The sequence below is a fragment of the Psychrobacillus sp. FSL H8-0487 genome (genome assembly GCF_038008385.1).
Classification (GTDB): Bacteria; Bacillota; Bacilli; order Bacillales_A; family Planococcaceae; genus Psychrobacillus; species Psychrobacillus psychrotolerans.
In genome coordinates this window covers 1982304-2002356 of sequence record NZ_JBBOZA010000001.1, presented here as the reverse complement: position 1 = coordinate 2002356, position 20053 = coordinate 1982304, and the positions used below count along the sequence as shown (strand labels likewise).

Annotated in this window: 31 protein-coding genes; 30 read left to right on the top strand and 1 reads right to left on the bottom strand. The window is 34.3% G+C overall.

From position 1 onward, the window contains the following. Positions 1–194 precede the first annotated feature (194 nt). Positions 195–746, bottom strand: a complete 552-nt coding sequence (locus MHI47_RS10055; protein WP_340769388.1) for a cysteine hydrolase family protein — start codon at positions 744–746, stop codon at positions 195–197. 121 nt (positions 747–867) lie between these two features. On the opposite strand from MHI47_RS10055, the gene MHI47_RS10050 reads away from it, so the two are divergent. The 30 genes from MHI47_RS10050 (at position 868) to MHI47_RS09905 (ending at position 19988) form a co-directional block, all read left to right on the top strand. Beyond that, positions 868–1308, top strand: a complete 441-nt coding sequence (locus MHI47_RS10050) for an Lrp/AsnC family transcriptional regulator (RefSeq protein WP_340769387.1) — start codon at positions 868–870, stop codon at positions 1306–1308. Further along, complete coding sequence (locus MHI47_RS10045) at positions 1305–1595, top strand: hypothetical protein (RefSeq protein WP_340769385.1); 291 nt, start codon at positions 1305–1307, stop codon at positions 1593–1595. Before MHI47_RS10050 ends, MHI47_RS10045 begins: the two co-directional genes overlap by 4 nt. Before the next feature lie 10 nt (positions 1596–1605). After that, complete coding sequence (locus MHI47_RS10040) at positions 1606–2052, top strand: MarR family winged helix-turn-helix transcriptional regulator (RefSeq protein WP_340830684.1); 447 nt, start codon at positions 1606–1608, stop codon at positions 2050–2052. Between the two features lie 91 nt (positions 2053–2143). After that, complete coding sequence (locus MHI47_RS10035; RefSeq protein ID WP_340830683.1) at positions 2144–3523, top strand: NAD(P)-binding domain-containing protein; 1380 nt, start codon at positions 2144–2146, stop codon at positions 3521–3523. 662 nt (positions 3524–4185) lie between these two features. Next, on the top strand, positions 4186–4470 hold the full coding sequence (locus MHI47_RS10030) for a hypothetical protein (protein WP_340830681.1): 285 nt from the start codon (positions 4186–4188) through the stop codon (positions 4468–4470). 126 nt (positions 4471–4596) lie between these two features. After that, positions 4597–4719: a hypothetical protein gene (locus MHI47_RS10025; RefSeq protein ID WP_340830680.1), complete on the top strand. Its 123-nt coding sequence runs from the start codon at positions 4597–4599 to the stop codon at positions 4717–4719. A gap of 9 nt (positions 4720–4728) precedes the next feature. Then, entirely contained in the window at positions 4729–4932 is a 204-nt protein-coding gene (locus tag MHI47_RS10020) for a DUF3221 domain-containing protein (RefSeq protein ID WP_340832028.1), read from the top strand. A 204-nt stretch (positions 4933–5136) separates the two neighbouring features. Continuing rightward, positions 5137–5538, top strand: coding sequence for a hypothetical protein (locus tag MHI47_RS10015; RefSeq protein ID WP_340830679.1), 402 nt, complete (start codon positions 5137–5139; stop codon positions 5536–5538). Positions 5539–5674: 136 nt separating this feature from the next. Beyond that, positions 5675–5998 carry a hypothetical protein gene (locus MHI47_RS10010; RefSeq protein WP_340830677.1) on the top strand — a complete coding sequence of 108 codons (324 nt, stop codon included), beginning with the start codon at positions 5675–5677 and terminating at the stop codon, positions 5996–5998. Between the two features lie 201 nt (positions 5999–6199). Beyond that, positions 6200–6757 carry a hypothetical protein gene (locus MHI47_RS10005; protein WP_340830676.1) on the top strand — a complete coding sequence of 186 codons (558 nt, stop codon included), beginning with the start codon at positions 6200–6202 and terminating at the stop codon, positions 6755–6757. 131 nt (positions 6758–6888) lie between these two features. After that, positions 6889–7518 carry a LysE family transporter gene (locus tag MHI47_RS10000; protein ID WP_340769374.1) on the top strand — a complete coding sequence of 210 codons (630 nt, stop codon included), beginning with the start codon at positions 6889–6891 and terminating at the stop codon, positions 7516–7518. Between the two features lie 373 nt (positions 7519–7891). Beyond that, complete coding sequence (locus MHI47_RS09995; RefSeq protein WP_340830674.1) at positions 7892–8533, top strand: hypothetical protein; 642 nt, start codon at positions 7892–7894, stop codon at positions 8531–8533. A gap of 68 nt (positions 8534–8601) precedes the next feature. Further along, positions 8602–8925, top strand: a complete 324-nt coding sequence (locus tag MHI47_RS09990) for an ABC transporter permease (protein WP_340830673.1) — start codon at positions 8602–8604, stop codon at positions 8923–8925. Between the two features lie 184 nt (positions 8926–9109). Next, on the top strand, positions 9110–9883 hold the full coding sequence (locus MHI47_RS09985; protein WP_340830672.1) for a hypothetical protein: 774 nt from the start codon (positions 9110–9112) through the stop codon (positions 9881–9883). Between the two features lie 706 nt (positions 9884–10589). Beyond that, entirely contained in the window at positions 10590–11015 is a 426-nt protein-coding gene (locus MHI47_RS09980) for a GNAT family N-acetyltransferase (protein ID WP_340830671.1), read from the top strand. Positions 11016–11413: 398 nt separating this feature from the next. Then, entirely contained in the window at positions 11414–11674 is a 261-nt protein-coding gene (locus MHI47_RS09975) for a metal-sensitive transcriptional regulator (RefSeq protein WP_093533934.1), read from the top strand. A 49-nt stretch (positions 11675–11723) separates the two neighbouring features. Continuing rightward, the gene (locus tag MHI47_RS09970) at positions 11724–12200 is read left to right on the top strand and encodes a DsrE/DsrF/DrsH-like family protein (RefSeq protein WP_340830670.1); all 477 of its coding nucleotides are present in this window, start codon (positions 11724–11726) and stop codon (positions 12198–12200) included. Positions 12201–12212: 12 nt separating this feature from the next. Beyond that, the gene (locus MHI47_RS09965) at positions 12213–12554 is read left to right on the top strand and encodes a rhodanese-like domain-containing protein (RefSeq protein WP_340830669.1); all 342 of its coding nucleotides are present in this window, start codon (positions 12213–12215) and stop codon (positions 12552–12554) included. Between the two features lie 12 nt (positions 12555–12566). After that, the gene (locus MHI47_RS09960) at positions 12567–12863 is read left to right on the top strand and encodes a rhodanese-like domain-containing protein (RefSeq protein ID WP_093533940.1); all 297 of its coding nucleotides are present in this window, start codon (positions 12567–12569) and stop codon (positions 12861–12863) included. A gap of 55 nt (positions 12864–12918) precedes the next feature. Continuing rightward, positions 12919–13479, top strand: coding sequence for a sulfurtransferase TusA family protein (locus MHI47_RS09955; RefSeq protein ID WP_340762391.1), 561 nt, complete (start codon positions 12919–12921; stop codon positions 13477–13479). A 1-nt stretch (position 13480) separates the two neighbouring features. Further along, complete coding sequence (locus MHI47_RS09950) at positions 13481–13876, top strand: DsrE/DsrF/DrsH-like family protein (protein ID WP_340830668.1); 396 nt, start codon at positions 13481–13483, stop codon at positions 13874–13876. Positions 13877–13984: 108 nt separating this feature from the next. Next, positions 13985–15112, top strand: coding sequence for an MBL fold metallo-hydrolase (locus MHI47_RS09945; RefSeq protein WP_340762389.1), 1128 nt, complete (start codon positions 13985–13987; stop codon positions 15110–15112). 48 nt (positions 15113–15160) lie between these two features. Further along, positions 15161–15388: a sulfurtransferase TusA family protein gene (locus tag MHI47_RS09940; RefSeq protein ID WP_340762388.1), complete on the top strand. Its 228-nt coding sequence runs from the start codon at positions 15161–15163 to the stop codon at positions 15386–15388. A gap of 61 nt (positions 15389–15449) precedes the next feature. After that, on the top strand, positions 15450–16229 hold the full coding sequence (locus tag MHI47_RS09935; protein WP_340830667.1) for a sulfite exporter TauE/SafE family protein: 780 nt from the start codon (positions 15450–15452) through the stop codon (positions 16227–16229). 404 nt (positions 16230–16633) lie between these two features. Beyond that, entirely contained in the window at positions 16634–17500 is an 867-nt protein-coding gene (locus MHI47_RS09930) for a GNAT family N-acetyltransferase (RefSeq protein WP_340830666.1), read from the top strand. Between the two features lie 122 nt (positions 17501–17622). Continuing rightward, positions 17623–18072 carry a hypothetical protein gene (locus MHI47_RS09925; protein WP_340830665.1) on the top strand — a complete coding sequence of 150 codons (450 nt, stop codon included), beginning with the start codon at positions 17623–17625 and terminating at the stop codon, positions 18070–18072. An 85-nt stretch (positions 18073–18157) separates the two neighbouring features. After that, positions 18158–18607 carry a site-2 protease family protein gene (locus MHI47_RS09920; protein WP_340830664.1) on the top strand — a complete coding sequence of 150 codons (450 nt, stop codon included), beginning with the start codon at positions 18158–18160 and terminating at the stop codon, positions 18605–18607. A 205-nt stretch (positions 18608–18812) separates the two neighbouring features. Then, entirely contained in the window at positions 18813–18980 is a 168-nt protein-coding gene (locus MHI47_RS09915) for a hypothetical protein (RefSeq protein ID WP_340769355.1), read from the top strand. Positions 18981–19044: 64 nt separating this feature from the next. After that, a complete protein-coding gene (locus tag MHI47_RS09910) occupies positions 19045–19239 on the top strand; it encodes a hypothetical protein (protein ID WP_093533960.1) in 195 nt (64 codons plus the stop codon). A 194-nt stretch (positions 19240–19433) separates the two neighbouring features. Next, positions 19434–19988: a hypothetical protein gene (locus tag MHI47_RS09905; RefSeq protein ID WP_340830663.1), complete on the top strand. Its 555-nt coding sequence runs from the start codon at positions 19434–19436 to the stop codon at positions 19986–19988. The last annotated feature ends 65 nt before the right edge of the window (positions 19989–20053 follow it).

Genomic DNA, 20053 nt, shown 5'->3' with positions numbered 1-20053 from the left:
TTACTATGCTATTTCTCAGAGAGCTAGAAACTTAGATATGGAACCTACTTGAGCATCATTTCCTTTTGCCTTTCATATATAAATTCATATCCATTCCTTACTATCCATCTATTTTATCTTTCAAGTTTAAAAACTGTCCAGAAAAAAATAGCATCTGGACAAGCGTTTTACATTTAAATGTTCTTTATGATTTGTTAGTTTTTTTGCAGGAAATCTTCGGTCGATTCTACAGCGCAATACATTCCGTTAAGCGCACCGACAAACGCATGATGAACTTGTTCAGCGGGAACAACCTTGCCATTATAAGACAATTCTAGTGTTGCACACGCATCTTCAATAAGTGTCGTCTCAAAGCCTAGATCCACAGCCGCTCGGACAGTTGCATCAATACACATATGAGTCATCATGCCTAATACTACTACCTTGGTTACGCCACTTTCACTTAATTTACTTTCTAATTCGGTCTTTAAAAAGCTATTAGGGAAATGTTTGGTGATGATGCTTTCAGTTTCTAATGGTTGAACAGTTTCATGTATTTCAGCTCCCACAGTACCCGGGAGGAAGAATCCTAATGCTGGATCACCTGCGATATGTTGAACATGGAAAATGTTATCTTTGTGATTCTTTCTAAACCATTCAAGCACTTTCGCCGCATTAGTGGCTGCTTTTTCAGGGTTGCTTAATTCCATATTCCCATTTGGAAAATAGTCATTTTGAATATCTACAATAATTAGAGCTATGCTCATAATTCTACACCTCATTTAAAGTATTTTGTTACACTATAATCATAGAACGTATATTGATTTTTATCGATATGTTGACGAAATGCTTTTATCTTAAAAATTTTCATGGTGAAAGGAATTTAATATGGAACTAGATAATACTGATTATCAGATTCTTCGGGTATTATCCGAAAATTCACGTATTCAATGGAAAGACCTAGGTGAACAAATTCATATGACGGGCCAAGCAGTAGGGAACCGTATAAAAAAACTAGAGGAAAGTGGTGTAATTAAGGCTTACTCTTTAATAGTTGATGAGATGAAATTAGGACTTACTTATACTGCGTTTGTCATTATTTATATGAAAACAGCAAACCATGATTCGTTTATACAATTAATGAATGATCGCAATGAGGTAGTTGAAGTTCACCGCGTATCTGGAGAAGCCTGTTATCATGTAAAGATAAAAGTTAACTCACAAGAGCAATTAAATCTTTTTCTGGATACAATTCTCGAGTATGGGAATTATACTGTACATTTATCCATAAAAGAGATCAAACAACAGAATCCGGTGATTGCCACATGATAAAAGAATACGCGAGTGAAATATACTATTTCTTACCAGCTAAATCGGGAAGCAAAAGTGTTCCTTCTTGTCATGCTGCTTCGTTGAGGGAACGGAATTTACTAATAGACAGTAGAAATAATCCGAATAAAAATGGTTCCGATCATACTGATGATGGGAATCATTTTTTCTTTTTGGCTAGGTGGATTCTAGCCAACCATGCAAGAGAAGATGAAGCAGCTGAGTATTTAATAAATCTTAAAGTCAATTCTTGCACTTTGCAAGTAAACGGTGTATATATTATATAGAGGTGAAAACATGGAAAACAAACGTGAACTATTTCAAGTACTTACTCGCAGATTTGGACTTCTTAATAAAAATTGTTGTTCAGTTGGAACCGTGGATATATCACTGGTACAAAGTCACATTCTTTATGAAATAGATAAGCAAACTACACCATCGATGCAACAAATTGCAGAAACGATAGCAATGGATATAACTACTTTTAGTCGGCAAATTCAGACACTTATTAAAATGGATTTAGTAAAGAAAACACCATCTGCTGCAGACAAAAGGGTATATCTTTTATCCCTTACAGTACAAGGTAAATTTGTCGCTACAACCATTGATGTATCAATGAATGAATACTTAGAGGAAGTATTTTCGCATATGAATGAATTTGAGAAAGAAACAGTTATTCGTTCTATTAAATTACTTAATCAAGCCATGTCCAAATCAAGTGTTTGTTGTACACCTTTAATATAAGCAATTTAAGTATTGCTTTTAAAAAATATATATTACTTGCAAAATACAATTAATGAGAACATGTAAATAAAACTTAATGGAGGTATGGAGAATGAAAAACATTGAACTGAAACAAGTAACCTCTGGTGGATGCTGCGGACCTGCTACAAAAAAATATTTAGATGTAGCATCAACTTTAAACAAGGAATTACCAATAGCGATTATAGGTGCTGGTCCTGTAGGTTTAGCAGCGGCTGCTCATTTAGCTAACATCGGTGAACGTTTTATATTAATCGAGTCAGGTGATAGTGTTGGGAGTAATATCCTGAACTGGGGACATGTACGGTTATTCTCACCATGGCAATACAATATTGATAAGATAGCTAAAAAAGTTCTAGAAGATCATGCTTGGAAAGCACCTGTTTTAGATGACCTTCCATTGGGAAGTGAATTAGTTAACAATTATTTGATACCTTTAGCAAATTTACCTGAAATAAAACCTTTTCTATTACTAAATACAAAAGGTGATTTCATCAGTAAAAAAGGGTTAGATAAAATGAAATCTGCTAATCGTGAAAAATCGTCCTTTGTTTTATACCTGGAACAAAATGGAGTATCAAAAAGAATGGAAGCAAGGGCAGTTATAGATGCTACGGGAACTTGGTCACATCCAAATCCGATAAATGCTGATAATGTTTGGACTAAAGAAGAGAAAGAATTAAAACAACATATATATTATGGTATTCCAGATATTAAAGGAGAGCAAAAGGGAAAATATAAAGGTAAAAGAGTTGCTGTTGTTGGTGGAGGTCATTCAGCCATAAACACGATTTTAGAATTATCACAGTTAGATGATGATGTAGAAATTTCGTGGATTATGCGAAAGAAAACAGTAGAAGATGCTTATGGTGGAGAAGATAAAGATGCTCTGGAAGCAAGAGGGGAGTTGGGAAGTCGTATTCACCAATTAGTTGATGCTGGTCAAGTAAAGATCTATACCTCATTTTTTATTCATCAATTAAATAAAACAAAAGATGGAATCGCAATCACTGGAGAATTAGAAGGTGTTGAACAAACACTTTCTACCTTTGATGAAATCATTGCAAACACAGGCAGCCGCCCAGACTTCTCATTTGAAAGAGAAATCAGACTAAACATAGATACTGCTACAGAAAGCGTCGAAGCACTTGCTTCATTAATTGATCCAAACCTTCACAGTTGCGGTACTGTTCGACCTCATGGGGAAGAGATATTAAGACAACCCGAAAAAGACTTCTATATAGTAGGAATGAAAAGTTATGGTCGAGCTCCAACATTCTTGATGGCAACTGGTTATGAACAAGTTAGATCTATTGTGGCCCATTTGACTGGAGATTTTGAATCGGCTAAAAAGGTAGAACTAGATTTACCGGAAACTGGTGTATGTAGTGTTAGTTTGGTACCACAAAATTCTGCACAATCATGTTGTGGAACTGAGGTATCCAATTGTTAGAGGGTGAATTTAAGTGACTGTAAATAACGGTGCTAATTTAGCTAAAGATTATTTTAATTGCTACCAAAAATGGTTAGGGAAGCGGGTACTAATGTTTTAAAGGTATAGAAGTATCAAGTAATAGAGTTCTCAGCTAATTAAATCAATAGTGTAAAAAATAACACCGTTCATAACTAGAACGGTGTTATTTATATAGTATTTTACGTAACTTCTTATTGAATCAAAGTGGCAGATTAGTTGAATAAGCAAGTGAATACCGCAGGGGCTATGTAGGAATATTTTTAAGTAATAATGGAATGTTCTGAAACCAATAGAAAATTTAACCGTCTATTGATGGAGACGGTAAAAATGGGAGATAGAATTATAGCTTTTATTTTAATTATTCCTAACAATAGAAAGGTGTTATTGGTAAAGGTGGATGTATCGAGAAGAACATGAAGTTGTGTCTACCTTTTTACTTGTAAATTTACAAACTGGCGTAGTGATGAATCGTGAAAAGTAAGAATTTCTATGAAGTAAGCATTTGTTCAACTAAAAAGTATGTTAGTTGAACGAGTAGCGGTCTGTTGGAGAGCTTTTTCTTATTGAACCAACGAAGCAGTTTAGTTAAAGAAGGAATACTTATCGAAGAAAATAAAAGAATTAAAGGGTGAAGCATAGCTATGTGGATAATATTTGGGGCTATTGCAGTAGTAGCAACTCTTATAAATCTTTATATGTATACAGTAGGAAAGGATTATAAGCTTGCTTTGGCCATAGGCTTATCATTTACAGCCTTAACACTTTGTTCAGAATATAGTCTTGTATCCCAGTGGGTAAAGGTGGAAGATTGGGCAACTTTATTGGATGTAGTACCTGGTATGGAAAGGGCATTATGGTTTTTGACAATTGTTTCTATCTTACTAAATATAGCACCTATACTTTTAGAAGGAAAAGGTAAGAAATAATTACTTATTGTCACTTCAATTATATGCCAATTATTGTGTTGTTATTTCTGTATAACCTAAGGGAGGCTTTACTTCAAGAAGGAGTAAAGCCTTTTTTCTTACAAACTAAAGTGGGAGGGGCTAAATGTGAAAAGACTATATCTATTCCTTTTGATAGTTTTCGGAGTTGTTACTATTTCTGGTTGTGAAGAAGATAGCAAGGATAATGAACTGGTCATGGAAGGCATTGTGGCTAAGGTAGACGATTGAGAAGTCTTTATTTATGAAGAACTAGAGGAAGATGCAATGATTCTATCTGAAGAAGAGGTCATTTCAAAATCGTTACAAGCATCATACTTTGGCTTTGATACAGAAATTTCTGGTATTGAAGTAGGAGACAAAGTAAAAGTTTGGTATAACGCCATGGATGCAAGTTTACCCGGGTCTGGTCATGGAACAAAAATCGAATTAATAAACAAATAATAAGGAAATGAAAAAGAGAGATCATTGAATTACGAACTTTAATCCTTCTTCAACTATGGGTGCTTTACTTCAAGAAGAATAAAGGAAATAAAGCTGTAATGTAGGGGTGCTTTACAGAAGGAGTAAAGCCTTCTTTCTTTTTAAAGGAGCAGATTTAGGAAGGGGAATAGGGGAACTGTGCTAAAAACTTAGTGATTGAGGGGGATGATTTTTGTCAAAAAATTAACTTTAGTAGCTATATTTTTAGTAACCTTATTATTGTTTGCGTGCCAATCAAATAAGAATAACATAATTTTTGTTGGAGAAGATGGGAATTGGTCCTCCAAAGTAACTGTTAATCAGACTGCTAGTGACGAAACATATCATATTCAAATAAACTATAAAGGGCATGGCATGCAGAATATAGAAGCTTTTAGTTACTCTGTTAAAACAAAAGATAACAGTGTATTTAATTTTAGTGAGATTAATTCTTCTCTAAGTAAAGAAGGAATATATCAAAAAGATTTACCGATATCGAATAGCCCATCTATAAGTGTAGACGATGAGTTAGTAATAAAAGTAGAATGGAACGGAAATAGCGAAGATTTTTCGTTAATATATAAATGATTCTTTACTAATGGGTGCTTAACTTCACGAAGGAGTATAGATGGTCTAAAAATTTACGAAACCAAGTAATTACTTAATCGTATATATTATAAGAATATTTAGATATATAAAATTTTATGAGAGGAGATAATTCGTTTTGATCCGAAAACTACTAACTAGTGCTATTACTATTCTATTTTTAATAGTTTTGAGTTTTGGCATTACATATTTTACGCATACAAAATTCATTGACTATTCATGTTTTATTGGTTTAGCCGCTACTGCTGTAATTTGGTTTTTTACTTCTAAAGGTGATGGTTTTAGTACTAGACGTTTGGATATGAGTATACAAGGTTCCACAGGTATAAGAATGGAAGAGAAAAAGTTTGAGTTTTCTCCGAATATTGTTTTCCTTACGTCTGTGACTTACACCATTATAACAACTGCAGCATTGCTTTTTCATTACAGAAGTTATTTTTAAATTCAGAAGGATTATATAGTCCATTCTAACGGATAACAAAACTAGAGAGTTGTGGACTACATGGGGTTGGGGATGTTTAGATTAGTAGGATTTCTTGTTGCTCAAACTGGTGATTTACTTCCAAAAAGAGTAAAGCATTTTTTCTTCTTATTCAAAGCGGCAAGGTAGTTTAATAGTAAAATTTAGAAAATGGGGGAGTTTATGAAGAAAGCAAAGCATCCACTTGTCATTGCTGTTGCTGCGGTTTCTGGTGGTGGAAAAACAACAATAACAACACATTTAAACGAAATCTTGCAAAACTCTAAAACGCTTTATTTTGATGATTACAATTTCGAAGGCCCTAATAGCATTATAGAATGGGTGGCCAATGGATCTAATTATGATGATTGGAACTTGGCTCCTCTAATTACAGATTTAGAGTCATTGCTTACCGAACCATTAGATTATATAATAATGGACTTTTCGTTTGCCTATAAACACTTTAAAACAAGTAAATTAATTGATTTTACGGTGTTTATTGATACTCCTTTGGATATTGCTATGGCACGTAGAGTAACAAGAGATTTTAAGAATAGTTCAGTTGAGAATATTTTACTGGATATGAATAGCTATATTTCACAAGGCAGACAGGGTTATCTTGAGATGCTTAATACCATAAAACCGAATTCCGATATTATTGTTGACGGGACTTTATCGATATCTGAAATTGTAAGCATAAGCATTATCTCTCAAAGTATAATTTTAAATGTATATGAATAGCTTACTTAGAATTTTTCACTAACGTTACAGTTTGGTTGAATGAGGGCTTGAATTAGATATATATTCATCTATATAATAATCCTTATAAACGGACAGAAGAGGCTATATTTACTTATGAGAGTTGTGGTTATTTGAGTTTGTATTTTGCTTATGTAATGGTAGGGCTTGCCATCGCAATGCCTGTAGGTGCAATCACTGTCGAAATGACTAAACAAGGGTTGAAAAATGGATTTATACACGGATGGGCAGTAGGATTAGGCGGTATGACAATTGATATTACACTAATCATTTTCCTATCAACAGGTCTTGCTTCTATCTTGGCGCTACCTATCATTCAAATTCCCATGTGGCTTATTGGAGCTGTGTTTTTGTTATACTTGGGTTATGATTCAATAAAAAACGCAGATAAAGATATCACTTTATCGGGTGAGAGAGTAACAAAATCTTTTTTTAGCTCATACAAGAATGGTCTTCTTGTGGCTATATCACCAGGTAATCTAGTTTTTTGGGTGAATGTATTTGGAGTAGTACTTGCAAAAAATTATGCAACCGATGAAAGTCACTTTTTCATTGTTGCGTTAGGGATTTTAAGTGGAATTTTGCTACATGATATTGGATTACTCAGCATTATATCCGTCACTCGAAAAGCACTAAATCGAAACATGATAAAATGGTTAACAATAGTATCAGGGACTTTATTAATTGGTTTTGCAGCATATTTTATTTATGAGTTTATTCAAAATGTGAAGTTATTTTTATAATACATTTTCATTGATGAGTGCTTTACTTCGAGAAGGAGTAAGCATTTTTTCTTGTTTTTTTATAGCGTTTAACTACACGCAAAAGGAAATTAATTGATAATGGGATCTGTAATGAAGTATAAAAATGGGAAATACTAATTAAATGTACAACTTAAGCACCTCTTTATTTATAATCTGGCATAGATTTGAAATAAGAGGTGTTTTTATATTTCAAATCATTGGTTGAGGTAACAATGCTAGTTTTAAAAAAGAAAAGCCTCTGGATTATCCAAATGTAATAAGACAGAAAAATGGAACTTTTCTAATTCTATAACGTATTTCATTTAACATCAGAATATAAATTTAACTTTGGAAGAAACGTGGTGGGAGTTATATGTCTATTAAACAAATAAAAAAAATTGGAGGCATCTTATTCTTGATAAGCATGTGTTTTCTGTTTACGGGCTGTCTGGAAGAAAATACTGAACCCCAAGTAGAAGCGGTTGTTTCCTCAGAAGACAAAAATATAATAGCAGTCCAAGCTGTTCTTGAATCGGAATTTACAGTTCCGAACGAAGAATATTTGGTTATTGTCAAAAATATCGATAAAAAAATGACCGAAATAGGTAGCAACACACCTGAAGCAAATGAAGTAAATGGAGTCGAAGAGTCGGGGGTATCAGACGAATGGCGTGCATACGAGGACTTAGTGAAAAAAACCTATGGACCTTACTTTACGGATAATGCTTATGATTCCCTTATTTCGAATGTTATAGCTTTTAAATATCATTATGGATATTTAGGCTTTGACGAAAATCTTAGATACAAGATGAAGGTTAGAAATATACAAGTAACAAAAAGTGAGAACATTAACACTCCTAAGTTTTATGACTTTACCGCTCAGGTAGAATATACGAATAATACTGGAGCAGTTTCCCAACACGAAGTAAAAGGTACCGCAATTCTAGCTGAACCAGGAAAAATTGGGAAGTTTGAAATACGAGACGATGGTGGTTTAGGAGAACAAGTCCGGTAGATTCATAAAACAAAAAGGGGTGTAAATTTAGTCTTTTATTGAAGTAGTATGGAGAGTGGTGGGGTAAGTTGAGTGGAGATGGTTTAGTTTGGTTAATTCTTTTGTTATTGATATTACTTTTTGATGGAACAGCTATCCATTTACACAAGAACAATAAATTGTCTTTATGGATTTCTGGGATCATTATGGTCTTACTTGTTCCAATTATTGGGTTTACAGTAGGGGCAATATTTTTAAAAATTTCCAGAGTGGTTGATCCCACTGATACACACGAAGGTTCTGCATTCGCAGCTGCATTTATCGCAATGGTCCTTTTGGCTAATGCTTTAATATTCTTCATAACTGGGATAGTCTTAATAATAGTTAGATATTTCAAAACTAAAAAAAGTTAGAATCTAACGTAATTGCTACGTTGTCAAAATAGAAAATGAATAGGGGCAATTCAGTCCGCATTTAAGGGAAGGTAACGTGATCTATTTTATGTTAATTTGGGAAGTTACACTTAAACGAACGTGGCAGGTTAATTTAATGGGCTCATGGTCATTTTAACTTGTGTTTTTAGAGGAGTATTTTGGGATGACGCTAAAAATAAACTTAATTAAAGCAATTTCTTATTTAATTACAAAATTAGCTGGTGCAGGGTTCTTATTGTTTGTTATATCTATTTATCTGTTACTTTCGTTTGGAATAGATATGTACGAATTCGTAGAAGGAATTTCTAGCGGGTTCCTTTGGATAATCGTTTTTGGTTATGGTATTTTGTGTTCGCTATTGATTGACTTGTGGGTACTTAAAGTTCCAAACTCCAGTTTAACAGTGAAAATCCTACTATATATTCTAGCAGGTTATGGTTTTTTTATCATAACGATGGATGTTTCTTTTATGTTCTTTGCTGGTACAATCGGAGCGTTATGTTCTTTAATATTTTATGTTGGAACATTATTATCTTTCCGTTTGCAGTCCTTTAAATATGTGTTTTCTATCGTTGTGCCATTAATTATTATCATTCTAATGGATGTGGACTTTACAGAAAAGGAACAATGGATTGAAGTGAAAAATGAAACTTCATATACAGCAACTTTTGACCACTTTAATGGGAAACATGAAATACCTATTCTAGCAAAGTCAGATCAAACTATTACCTTGTCCTATGATTTCAACGCGACTAACGATGGAGGGCATGGGTTTTATATGCTAAACGGAAAAAATAAGTTAGTAGGATTGACTGAAATTAGTGAGGAAGTGTTGAAATTGGAGGTTCAAAAATCTGGAGTTTATAGAATGGTTGTAACAGGCGATGATGTAAAAGGCAACTTTAAAGTAAAATGGAGTATAAGTGAAACTTATTAAGTTATGGGATACGACATACCTAATTACCAGTAATTTTTCTTCTTATAATCAGGGGATTTGAATCAATAAGAAAATACAGTAAGTGACGCAATGAATATGCATTATTTACACTTGCTACGGAGGTACTTATGAAAACTCACTATTATTTAGGGTGGTTTAACTGTATTCACTTCTTCAACGCCTATTGTAATCGAGTGTGACTATTGATGTGCCTTTAATATTAATTCAACTTATGCAGCAGATTTTTGCAATTGTGTTAAATAAGATAATCTATGAAAATTATTGTAGAGGTGGGCAATATAAATACATTCCTTAAATGGTTCATGGCATCCTTTATATTGGGGATTGTTGCGTTATTGGCAGTTTTTTTGGTGGCAAGGCTAACTGATGAAATAAATCAAAGCATCTTGTTAGTTAGCACTTTAACTATATTCGCTTTAATAGTATTTTCGTTATTTAGTATTGTTAAAGCCAATTCAAATAGAATCAGAAGAGAATTAGTTATCTCCGTAATTTTTGTCATAGTTCCTTTATCAGCATTAGTAATAAATGGGTTTATTTTTATTATTTACTTTATAGGCAAATAAACAATAAACGTTAGTCCGTCAACGTTTAAAACAATTCAAAAGAATTATAATGAAATGATACAAACAAAATATTTGTTTTTGTAAAATAATGATTCACAAACTTATATGGAGGAAAAATTATGAAAATAACTCAGCAGTGGAATCAGGAAGACAGTGATTATATTCGTAAAAAGGTAATTGAACACAATCTTTCTAAGCTGCCAGATGAAGTAAAACACCCAGTTAAAAACATTAGCTTTATCCTTAGAGATGAAAGAGAGAAAATTTTGGGAGGCATTACAGGAACGATTTTTTGGTATCACTTACATATTGATTTTTTATGGGTAGATGAATCTCTTAGAGGTAAAGGATATGGTAGACAGTTATTACATAATATAGAGGAAATCGCTAGAGAGAACAGATGCAACCTCATTCAACTAGATACATTTAGCTTTCAGGCCCCAAATTTCTATCAAAGATATGGTTATGAAGTAGTTGGCGTAATAGAAGAACATCCTAATAAAGAAAATCAACAGTATTATCTGTCAAAGAAACTTACTTATTGAGGTATCTTGTTCACCTCTAAAAAAATTAAAAAACGGTCCCTATCGCCTATAAGTTATACTCAGAATAACTTGGTAACGAGGGTTCTTTAGTGAAACAATTGGCTACCTTTATGGGTAGCTTTTCTTATGAAATTTGGTTGCAGTTTCCGGAACTCCATTTATTGCCTGAGAAATAAAATGGTAAGGGAAGATGAAGTTGAAAGAGAATATTTGAAAAAATTTATGTGTTGACATATACCCATAGGGGTAGTAGTATTGAGTTCAGTTGCTTCAATCATCTATTTCGCTCGTAACTAAAAGTATTGTTTGAAAGCACTTAAGTTAAAATATTTACAAATACCCTAAGGGGTAGTAAAATGCGAGATAGATGAAGAAATAAATTAAAATGAGGTGAGATATTGGAATACGATGCAAAGGTTACAGCAAGAATGAAAAAGATGGAAGGTCAGCTTAGAGGGATATTACGTATGATGGAAGAAGAGAAAGATTGTAAAGATGTGATTACACAACTAAGTGCAGTCCGTTCTGCAGTGGATCGTACAATAGGTGTTATTGTCACGGATAATTTAGTGGAATGTTTATCAAAAGAGAATGCAGATACTTTAGACAAAAATGCAATAGTTAAGCAAGCGGTGGATCTACTAGTAAAAAGTCGATAAGACTTTTTATTTTTCAAATAAAAAATACCTATACAGGTAAGGGGATAATATGGAAAAGAAAAGAACAACTATCGTTTTATTTAGTGGAGATTATGACAAGGCAATGGCAGCGTACATTATTGCAAATGGAGCAGCTGCGTATGATCATGAAGTGACAATCTTCCATACATTCTGGGGTATAAATGCACTACGTAAACAAGAATCTGTAGCGGTGCAAAAAGGATTTTTAGAAAAAATGTTTGCAAAAATGATGCCAAGAGGTGCGGAAAAGTTAGGCTTATCAAACATGCAGATGCTAGGCATGGGACCAAAAGTGATTAAGCATGTAATGAAAAAACATAATGCTCTAACGCTTACACAGCTTGTTGAATTGGCACAAGAACAAGATATTAAACTTGTGACATGCACAATGACGATGGATTTACTGGGTCTTCAAAAAGAAGAGTTATTAGATGGTATTCAGTACGCAGGTGTTGCAGCATATTTAGCAGATGCAGAAGATGGTACCGTGAATTTATTTATATAAGAGGTGACATATATGAAGATAGCTATTTTAATTGCAATTGTGGTCGCATTTTTTGTTTGGCGTATAATGCCAACAAAAGGGGTAAACTCTATATCGACTGCAGAGCTTAAAACAATTATTAATGATAATGATAAAGTATTTGTTGATGTACGAACACCCGGTGAATATAAAGCACGCAACATTCGCCAATTTAAAAATATCCCCCTTGGATCAGACTTTTCGAAACTACCAAAGGATAAAGAAATTCTTGTCATTTGTCAAAGTGGTATGCGTTCAAATCAGGCTTGTAAACAGTTAAAAAAATTAGGCTATACAAAAGTAACAAATATCCGTGGTGGCATGAGTGCATATTAGGAGGAGAAAAATATGAAAACAATTCAACCAGAAGAAGTACAAGCGAAAATAGAGGCTGGAGAAGCGGTGAAGTTAATAGATGTGCGTGAAGTGGATGAAGTGGAAACAGGACATATTCCAGGTGTCATTCATATTCCGCTAGGATTGTTGGAGTTTAAAATGAACGAGCTTGATAAATCAGAAGGTTATATTATGGTATGTCGTTCGGGTGGACGTAGTGGTAAGGCAACAGCTCTTTTACAATCGCATGGTTTTGATGTAACGAACATGGATGGCGGAATGCTCGCTTGGAATGGTGAAGTAAAGTAAAGATAAATTTTTTTAAAAATATTAATACCCTAGTAGGTATGGATGGAGAGTTCATATGGTTAAATCGGATGTACAGTTAGATGCAAAAGGCTTAGCTTGTCCAATGCCAATAGTAAAAACTAAAAAGGCAATGAACGAAGTAGCTGAAGGCCAAGTATTAGAAATTCAAGCGACAGATAAAGGCTCAGTGGCTGACTTAGCGGCTTGGTCAAAAACAGTTGGTCATCAATATATTGGTTCACATGAAGAGAATGGAGTGTTCTATCACTATATTCGTAAATGCAATCCTGAAGTAAGCGAAGCAGTTGAAAAAACATTTGAACATACAATTTCAAATGAAGAGGCGTTAAATGGTAAAGGTTTAATCTTAGATGTTCGCGAGGCTGCGGAATATACATTTGGTCATATTCCAGGTGCAAAGTCAATCCCAATGGGCGAATTAGCTGAACGCTTAACTGAATTGAACAAAGATGAAACAATCTATGTGATTTGCCGGACAGGTACTCGCTCCGATTTAGCAGCGAAGCAATTAGCTGAAGAAGGTTTTAACAATATTTATAACGTCTTACCTGGGATGACAGGGTACGAAGGCGAATTACAGAAAGAGGTAGAATAATATGTCCAATAAAGTAGCAATTATTGCATCAAATGGTGGATTATTTGATGCCTATAAAGTATTTAATATTGCAACAGCGGCAGCAGCTTCTGAAAAAGAGGTAGCGATCTTCTTCACATTTGAAGGGTTAAACCTTATTCATAAGCAAGGTATGCACGGACTTGAAATGCCAGCAGGCAAGGAACACTTTGCAGTAGGATTCGCTAATTCTGGAGTTCCCTCAATCCCACAATTAGTAGAAATGTCGCAGGAGTTGGGCGTGAAATTCATCGCTTGTCAAATGACGATGGACGTGATGGGCTTAACAAAAGCAGATTTAGTAGAAGATATCGAAGTGGGTGGCGCAGTTACTTTCTTGGAATTTGCGAAAGATGCAGCACCAACATTAACGTTTTAACGGGTTGCTGCTGCTATCCATATATCTAATTCTTAACTATTGGTTCCGGTAGCTCTTCGCTTCCAGAACCAAAAAAAATAACGAAAATATACCTATGGGGGTAAAATAATGACAGTAAACATTTGGACAGCGGCTGATGTAGCACGCAAAGTCATTGATAACAAAGAATTATTTATTTTAGATGTGCGAAATGCAGATGCATTTGCTGATTGGAAAATTGAAGGCCACAAATTTAATTACTTAAACATTCCATATTTCGAACTTTTAGATGGGGTAGAAGAAATCTTACCACAAATTCCAACAGACAAAGAGATATTGGTTGTTTGTGCAAAGGAAGGCTCATCTATCATGGTAGCAGAACTGCTAGCAGAAGCTGGTCTTGAAGTGGCCTATTTAGAAGGCGGGATGAAGTCTTGGTCGATGTATATAGAGCCAGTTAAAGTAGGCGAACTTTCTGGTGGCGGTGAGCTTTATCAATTCGTCCGTTTAGGAAAAGGCTGTCTTTCCTACATGGCAGTTAACGAAGGTGAAGCAGCAATTATTGATGCTGTACGTTTTACCGATGTTTTTATAAAATTCGCAGAAGAAAAGGGTGTCCAAATTAAGCACGTATTTGACACGCATTTACACGCTGACCACATTTCAGGAGGTCGTCATATTGCTAGTCAAACGGGTGCCGCGTATTACTTACCGTCAAAGGATGCAGAAGAGGTGGTATTCGATTTCACACCTTTAACTGATGGCTTAACAGTAAAACTTGGCAATTCGGAAATTGAAGTAGGTGCGCTTTACTCTCCAGGTCATACCATTGGATCCACTTCTTTTGTAATCGACAAAAAGTACCTATTAACAGGCGATATTTTATTCATTGATTCCATCGGACGTCCTGACTTAGCTGGTCTTGCAGATGACTGGGTAAGAGATTTACGTCAGACGTTATATAGTCGTTACCGCTCATTAGCAGAGGATTTAATCGTACTACCTGCTCACTTCATGATTATTGAAGAGCTAAATGAAGACGGGACAGTGGGCAAGCGTTTAGGAGATCTATTCGTAGAAAATCATGGCTTAAATGTAGAAGATGAGGAAGTATTCCGCTCAATGGTGACAGATAACTTACCGCCTCAGCCAAATTCGTACGAAGAAATTCGCCACGTTAATATGGGGAAAGTTACGCCAAGTAACGAAGAACAAACAGAAATGGAAATTGGCCCTAACCGTTGTGCAGTACGCTAAGTTAAATAAATTCTTATAAAATACAAACTACGAGAAGAGGAAATACTCATGAATATTACAAAAACTTTAGATGCAAAAGGCTTAGCTTGTCCAATGCCAATTGTTCGAACTAAAAAAACAATAGATACGATTAACTCAGGTGAAGTGCTAGAAGTACTTGTAACAGATAAAGGCGCTTTAAATGACTTTACAGCATGGGCTGCAGCGGGTGGACATAAAATTGTTGAACAAAAAGAAGAAAATGGGGTATTTTTCTTCTACATTCAAAAAGCATAAGAGCATATAGAACGAGTAGAGCTATTTCTACTCGTTTTCATTTTCCAAAAGGAGGGTCATTATGGATTTATCCATTACATTTATCGTCGTTATTTTTGCACTCGGATTTGTAGGTTCATTTATATCAGGAATGTTAGGGGTTGGGGGATCGATTATTAAATACCCCATGCTACTTTACATCCCCCCACTATTTGGACTTGTCGCATTCACCGCACATGAGGTATCAGGTATTAGTGCTATTCAAGTATTATTTGCTTCACTTGCCGGTGTTTGGGCATACCGAAAAAGTGGGTTGCTCCATAAAGAAATAATAATTTACATGGGTGGAACAATTTTACTCGGAAGTTTTATTGGTAGTTATGGATCAGGATTTTTATCAGAAGAAGCCGTCAATGTCGTTTATGGCATACTTGCTGTGATTGCAGCAGTGATGATGTTTATCCCGCGTAAAACAGTTGAAGATACAACGGTCATTTCGTTTAACAAGGTAGTGGCTAGTAGTCTGGCGCTTATTGTCGGTATTGGCTCAGGTATTGTTGGTGCAGCCGGTGGATTTTTACTTGTACCGATTATGTTAACCGTTTTAAAAATACCAACTCGAATGACAATCGCAACTAGTTTAGCAATCACTTTTATCTCGGCGATTGGTGGTAGTGTCGGCAAAATCATCACGGGTCAAATTGATTATTGGCCAGCATTAATTATGATTATTGCTAGTATCATAGCTGCACCACTTGGCGCAAAAATTGGTCAAAAGATGAATGTTAAGATATTACAATGGTTATTAGCATTGCTGATTGCTGGGACTGCGATTAAAATTTGGGTGGATATAATACAATAACAATTTTAGGGATTAACCTTATACAGTTGTAATAACATTGGTGTTATAAATATAAAAAGAAACAGGGGATCCAGCTTATGTATTAGCTGGATCTCCTGTTTTAGAATATAGAATATCTTAAGATCTGATGGAAAAGTTACTATTTTAGCAGAAGCAATAAGGAAATAGATAAATTTGCTGAATCACAACTATCAGAAACAGAAACTTTAGGATTTACATTTCTATAGTTCACACTAGCAAGTTGCTGCTGACTTGTTCCAGTTTCTTATAATACATGTGAAAGTAGAGTTGTAATAGAATAGATTTTATTTTATTTTTCGATTTGTTGTGCAGCAGGTTTTTTTACAAAGGGGTAGAAGTACTTATTATTAAGGGTTTTATTATCAAAAATTTTTATAGGAGGGGTGTTTCTGAGCAATTCTAATATAAATTTTACGAATAGAGTGCTAAGGATATGGAAGAAAGCAGAAAACCATGCCCAGTCATCAAGAGTAAAGGTGTTACAACCTGTTCATCTCCTTACTGCTTGTTTAGATGAGAAAACTGGAGTACTTGGAGAGATATCTCTAAAAATCACTTTAGATAAGAGCTTATTGAAAGATGTGATGGAGGATACTTCTATTCAGCGTCAGGCATTTAGTGTTTTTCTCAACGTCCAAGTTACGGAAGAAGTAAAAAATGTATTGGAAGTTGCTATTATTTATATGAAGAAGTATAACCAAATCTATGTAAATGAAGGTCATTTGCTTAAAGCGTTAATAACATCTAATGTAGTAGACCATCTTTTATCAGATGATAACCGAAAAACAATTTTATCCCTCGGTACTACCTCAAGAGATATGATTACTCATATTGGAAATTATACAGTCCCAATCATTAACACCCATCTTATCCGGAAAGTGAATAAAAATGAAGTTAGCGAACTTGTTCATTTTATTGGAAAAAATTTTTCGAATGAGTGGTCTCAAACTATAAGAGAAGCATTCTCGTTAAATAAGCCACCGGTATATGTTGCTTTCGATGATAACGGAGATATTATAGGGTTTGCTGCTTATGATATATATAAGAATAAAAAATGTTATTTCGGTCCGATGGGCGTGGCATTATCAAACAGAGTTAAGGGGATAGGATATTCTTTACTACATCACTGCTTAAAAGACATGAGTGATATTGGTTATGAGTATGCAATTATTGGACAGGCAGGTCCGATTGAGTTTTATGAAAAAGCATGTAACGCTGTTGTAATTCCTTCTATAAAGTTTAGCGTGTAAACCAGCGTTTACCCTTTAATATCCTTTCTACTGGATTTTGGTTAGGTGAATAAATAGAGAGATTTTTGTGTTTGGATGACTAAGTTAATTTTGGTCCAAGAATAAAAATAGGACGCTGCAATGTGGAGTTAATATCGCGCAATATCAAAAGCATTGGAATTGGAATTGTAGTTTTATTGCTCGTGATGGTGCGGGTTACCGTCTTTGCTAACGCATATAGGACTTATTCTGCATCAGACGTATTAGGAGATTATGCTGATTTAAATGTAGAAAAACCATTTGTAGATATTCAAAGTTACGATTTAGAAAAAGAGGATCTATTTACACCAATTGAAATTCCAGAAGAAACGCAACTGGAACTAATAGAGTCTTTTAAAAACGCAAAATTTAAAAGAGTAACAGATATTTCACTAGATATAGATTATAGAGTAAATATTACATTTAATACAGGATATGCAATGTGGGTGGATTCGGATAAAAAAATATTTAATTTAATTGATGGATACGAATACTATGCAATCGAAAATGATAGTGAATTCTTTGAGATTTTAAAGAATGCTACTGAATTGTAAGTCTAAATATGATTTCACGAAAGCTAGTTATAAATATGAAACGTTCTACCCCCATTTTCGTAGATATTATTAAGGGGGATGAAAGATGGGCTTTTTAATAAATTTCGTAATTATTGCTTTGTTTATTTTTCCTTTTATTGCACTAATACACGAATCAGGGCACGCTTTTTTTATTAAGTTATTTGGTGGAGAAATTAGTGAATTTGCGATTGGAAATGGGGAAGTATTATGGAAGAAGAAGTTCTTTGTTATTAAGAAAGCTTATTTCGTAGGTGGAAGAGTTGTTGCTAAGAATATGGAGGAATTTAGTAAAACACAGAAAGCACTCTTTTTCTTGGGTGGGGTAATCTTTAATTTTCTATCTGCATTTGTATTAGATTTGTTTATGGGATATGAATTTGGGGTTTTTCGAAACTACTTAGATAGTTTTATTTTTGTTTCTTATTTTAACGTGGTTATTAATCTGGTTCCTCTTACTACAATCATCGGAACAAGCGATGGGAAAAAATTAGTGGAACTTTATAAAACGAAATAATGATGGGTTGAATTTCTAATTCAACAAAACCGGTACTTAACTTCAATAAAGAACACTAAAAATAATCAGAAAATTGAAACTTTAAATTTTCTGATTCGTATAAAACGTAACGGGTGTAAGGAGTTCATGGGATGAAACACTTTATGTATTATTTTGTTTAGCTCTATTTATTGGTTTCATCAGTTATTTAGGAAGCCACTTTTATATGAATTTAAAATCCATTGCACAAAAAACGTTCGATACCAAATTATTCATTGTTTACAGCGTCTTTTTTTCGGTAATTATTGGGATGCTATTTGTGCTATCTGTATTGATCAAGGACATTCAGCAACAGAAAACATTGGATGTACTTGGGATGAATAAATTAATGTAGCAAAAACAAGATTAGTTACTTTTATTGTAGATTAGTTAATACACATTCATAAGGGGATAATCAAATGGAAAATGAGCAGAAAGCGAATGAAGTATTTATTGTAGGGGATAAGAAATTCACAAATGAGGATGAAGCAACCCGATACGAAATGAGACATAAGAAGGCGGATAGAGTTGATTTCTTTGCTGACTTAACAGATATACTATTTTATCCATTTGTTTTGTTGGGTAAGTGGATAATCAAGTTGTTTTTTTCATAGAAGGGGCATTCCTTTAATGTCGCATTTCCTTGCAGTCAAAAAGGCTTTGATATGAAGGAATCATCTTTTGACTGATATGTTTAATTGTTTACTTGTATAGGGTGGTCGGGAGACGTGGGACAAATAATAACACCCTTAGTTTTTTCATCCTTCTACCGAATAATATAGATATAAAGACGGAAGGAGGCGATAGTATGACAGAAAAACAATCCCTACGCACCATCTTTATTATTTGGGCAATGCTTGTGGGACTTTGCACCCCGTTTGTGGTATTTTTCTTGCCACTAGTGATATCTACCGTTTTGTATGAGCAAGAGCAAAACATTGCCTTATTCATACCAGCGGTAAATTTTTGGGTCACTGCATTTGGATTGGCACTACTCCTAACGGGTCTATTGTTGCTCGCATGGAAACGAAACAAGATTATGTACGCGGTTTTCGGGTCCTTATTGGTTGCATCTCTTATTTCTTTATATGCTTCTTCGCTCAGTTACACAGCTATCCAAGAAGATCAAATGGTGCTCCAGAAGTTTAACAAGACACGTATCTATCCGTGGGAAGACATGGAGAAAGTAGAGTATGTATATGTATATGGGGTTAATGGAACTTATTATTTTACCGCGAAAAATGGAGATAAATGGAGTTTAGCTGAAAATTTCTTGCTAGATACAACAGCGCAATCGAGGTTCTATAGTAGATTGAGGACGTATGAAGTAGAATTGATTGAAGAAGAAATAGTAGCGGATTAGTTCTATTCAAAAATTTTTAGCAAATGAATATATGGAGATTGCATAATATATTTAATGCGTAATCG

Excerpts from the sequence above, each read along its gene's own strand:
- MHI47_RS10055 (WP_340769388.1), bottom strand. The coding sequence starts at position 746 with ATGAGCATAGCTCTAATTATTGTAGATATTCAAAATGACTATTTTCCA.
- MHI47_RS10050 (WP_340769387.1), top strand. The coding sequence starts at position 868 with ATGGAACTAGATAATACTGATTATCAGATTCTTCGGGTATTATCCGAA.
- MHI47_RS10045 (WP_340769385.1), top strand. The coding sequence starts at position 1,305 with ATGATAAAAGAATACGCGAGTGAAATATACTATTTCTTACCAGCTAAA.
- MHI47_RS10040 (WP_340830684.1), top strand. The coding sequence starts at position 1,606 with ATGGAAAACAAACGTGAACTATTTCAAGTACTTACTCGCAGATTTGGA.
- MHI47_RS10035 (WP_340830683.1), top strand. The coding sequence starts at position 2,144 with ATGAAAAACATTGAACTGAAACAAGTAACCTCTGGTGGATGCTGCGGA.
- MHI47_RS10030 (WP_340830681.1), top strand. The coding sequence starts at position 4,186 with ATGTGGATAATATTTGGGGCTATTGCAGTAGTAGCAACTCTTATAAAT.
- MHI47_RS10015 (WP_340830679.1), top strand. The coding sequence starts at position 5,137 with ATGATTTTTGTCAAAAAATTAACTTTAGTAGCTATATTTTTAGTAACC.
- MHI47_RS10005 (WP_340830676.1), top strand. The coding sequence starts at position 6,200 with ATGAAGAAAGCAAAGCATCCACTTGTCATTGCTGTTGCTGCGGTTTCT.
- MHI47_RS09995 (WP_340830674.1), top strand. The coding sequence starts at position 7,892 with ATGTCTATTAAACAAATAAAAAAAATTGGAGGCATCTTATTCTTGATA.
- MHI47_RS09985 (WP_340830672.1), top strand. The coding sequence starts at position 9,110 with ATGACGCTAAAAATAAACTTAATTAAAGCAATTTCTTATTTAATTACA.
- MHI47_RS09980 (WP_340830671.1), top strand. The coding sequence starts at position 10,590 with ATGAAAATAACTCAGCAGTGGAATCAGGAAGACAGTGATTATATTCGT.
- MHI47_RS09970 (WP_340830670.1), top strand. The coding sequence starts at position 11,724 with ATGGAAAAGAAAAGAACAACTATCGTTTTATTTAGTGGAGATTATGAC.
- MHI47_RS09965 (WP_340830669.1), top strand. The coding sequence starts at position 12,213 with ATGAAGATAGCTATTTTAATTGCAATTGTGGTCGCATTTTTTGTTTGG.
- MHI47_RS09960 (WP_093533940.1), top strand. The coding sequence starts at position 12,567 with ATGAAAACAATTCAACCAGAAGAAGTACAAGCGAAAATAGAGGCTGGA.
- MHI47_RS09955 (WP_340762391.1), top strand. The coding sequence starts at position 12,919 with ATGGTTAAATCGGATGTACAGTTAGATGCAAAAGGCTTAGCTTGTCCA.
- MHI47_RS09950 (WP_340830668.1), top strand. The coding sequence starts at position 13,481 with ATGTCCAATAAAGTAGCAATTATTGCATCAAATGGTGGATTATTTGAT.
- MHI47_RS09945 (WP_340762389.1), top strand. The coding sequence starts at position 13,985 with ATGACAGTAAACATTTGGACAGCGGCTGATGTAGCACGCAAAGTCATT.
- MHI47_RS09940 (WP_340762388.1), top strand. The coding sequence starts at position 15,161 with ATGAATATTACAAAAACTTTAGATGCAAAAGGCTTAGCTTGTCCAATG.
- MHI47_RS09935 (WP_340830667.1), top strand. The coding sequence starts at position 15,450 with ATGGATTTATCCATTACATTTATCGTCGTTATTTTTGCACTCGGATTT.
- MHI47_RS09920 (WP_340830664.1), top strand. The coding sequence starts at position 18,158 with ATGGGCTTTTTAATAAATTTCGTAATTATTGCTTTGTTTATTTTTCCT.
- MHI47_RS09915 (WP_340769355.1), top strand. The coding sequence starts at position 18,813 with ATGAATTTAAAATCCATTGCACAAAAAACGTTCGATACCAAATTATTC.
- MHI47_RS09910 (WP_093533960.1), top strand. The coding sequence starts at position 19,045 with ATGGAAAATGAGCAGAAAGCGAATGAAGTATTTATTGTAGGGGATAAG.
- MHI47_RS09905 (WP_340830663.1), top strand. The coding sequence starts at position 19,434 with ATGACAGAAAAACAATCCCTACGCACCATCTTTATTATTTGGGCAATG.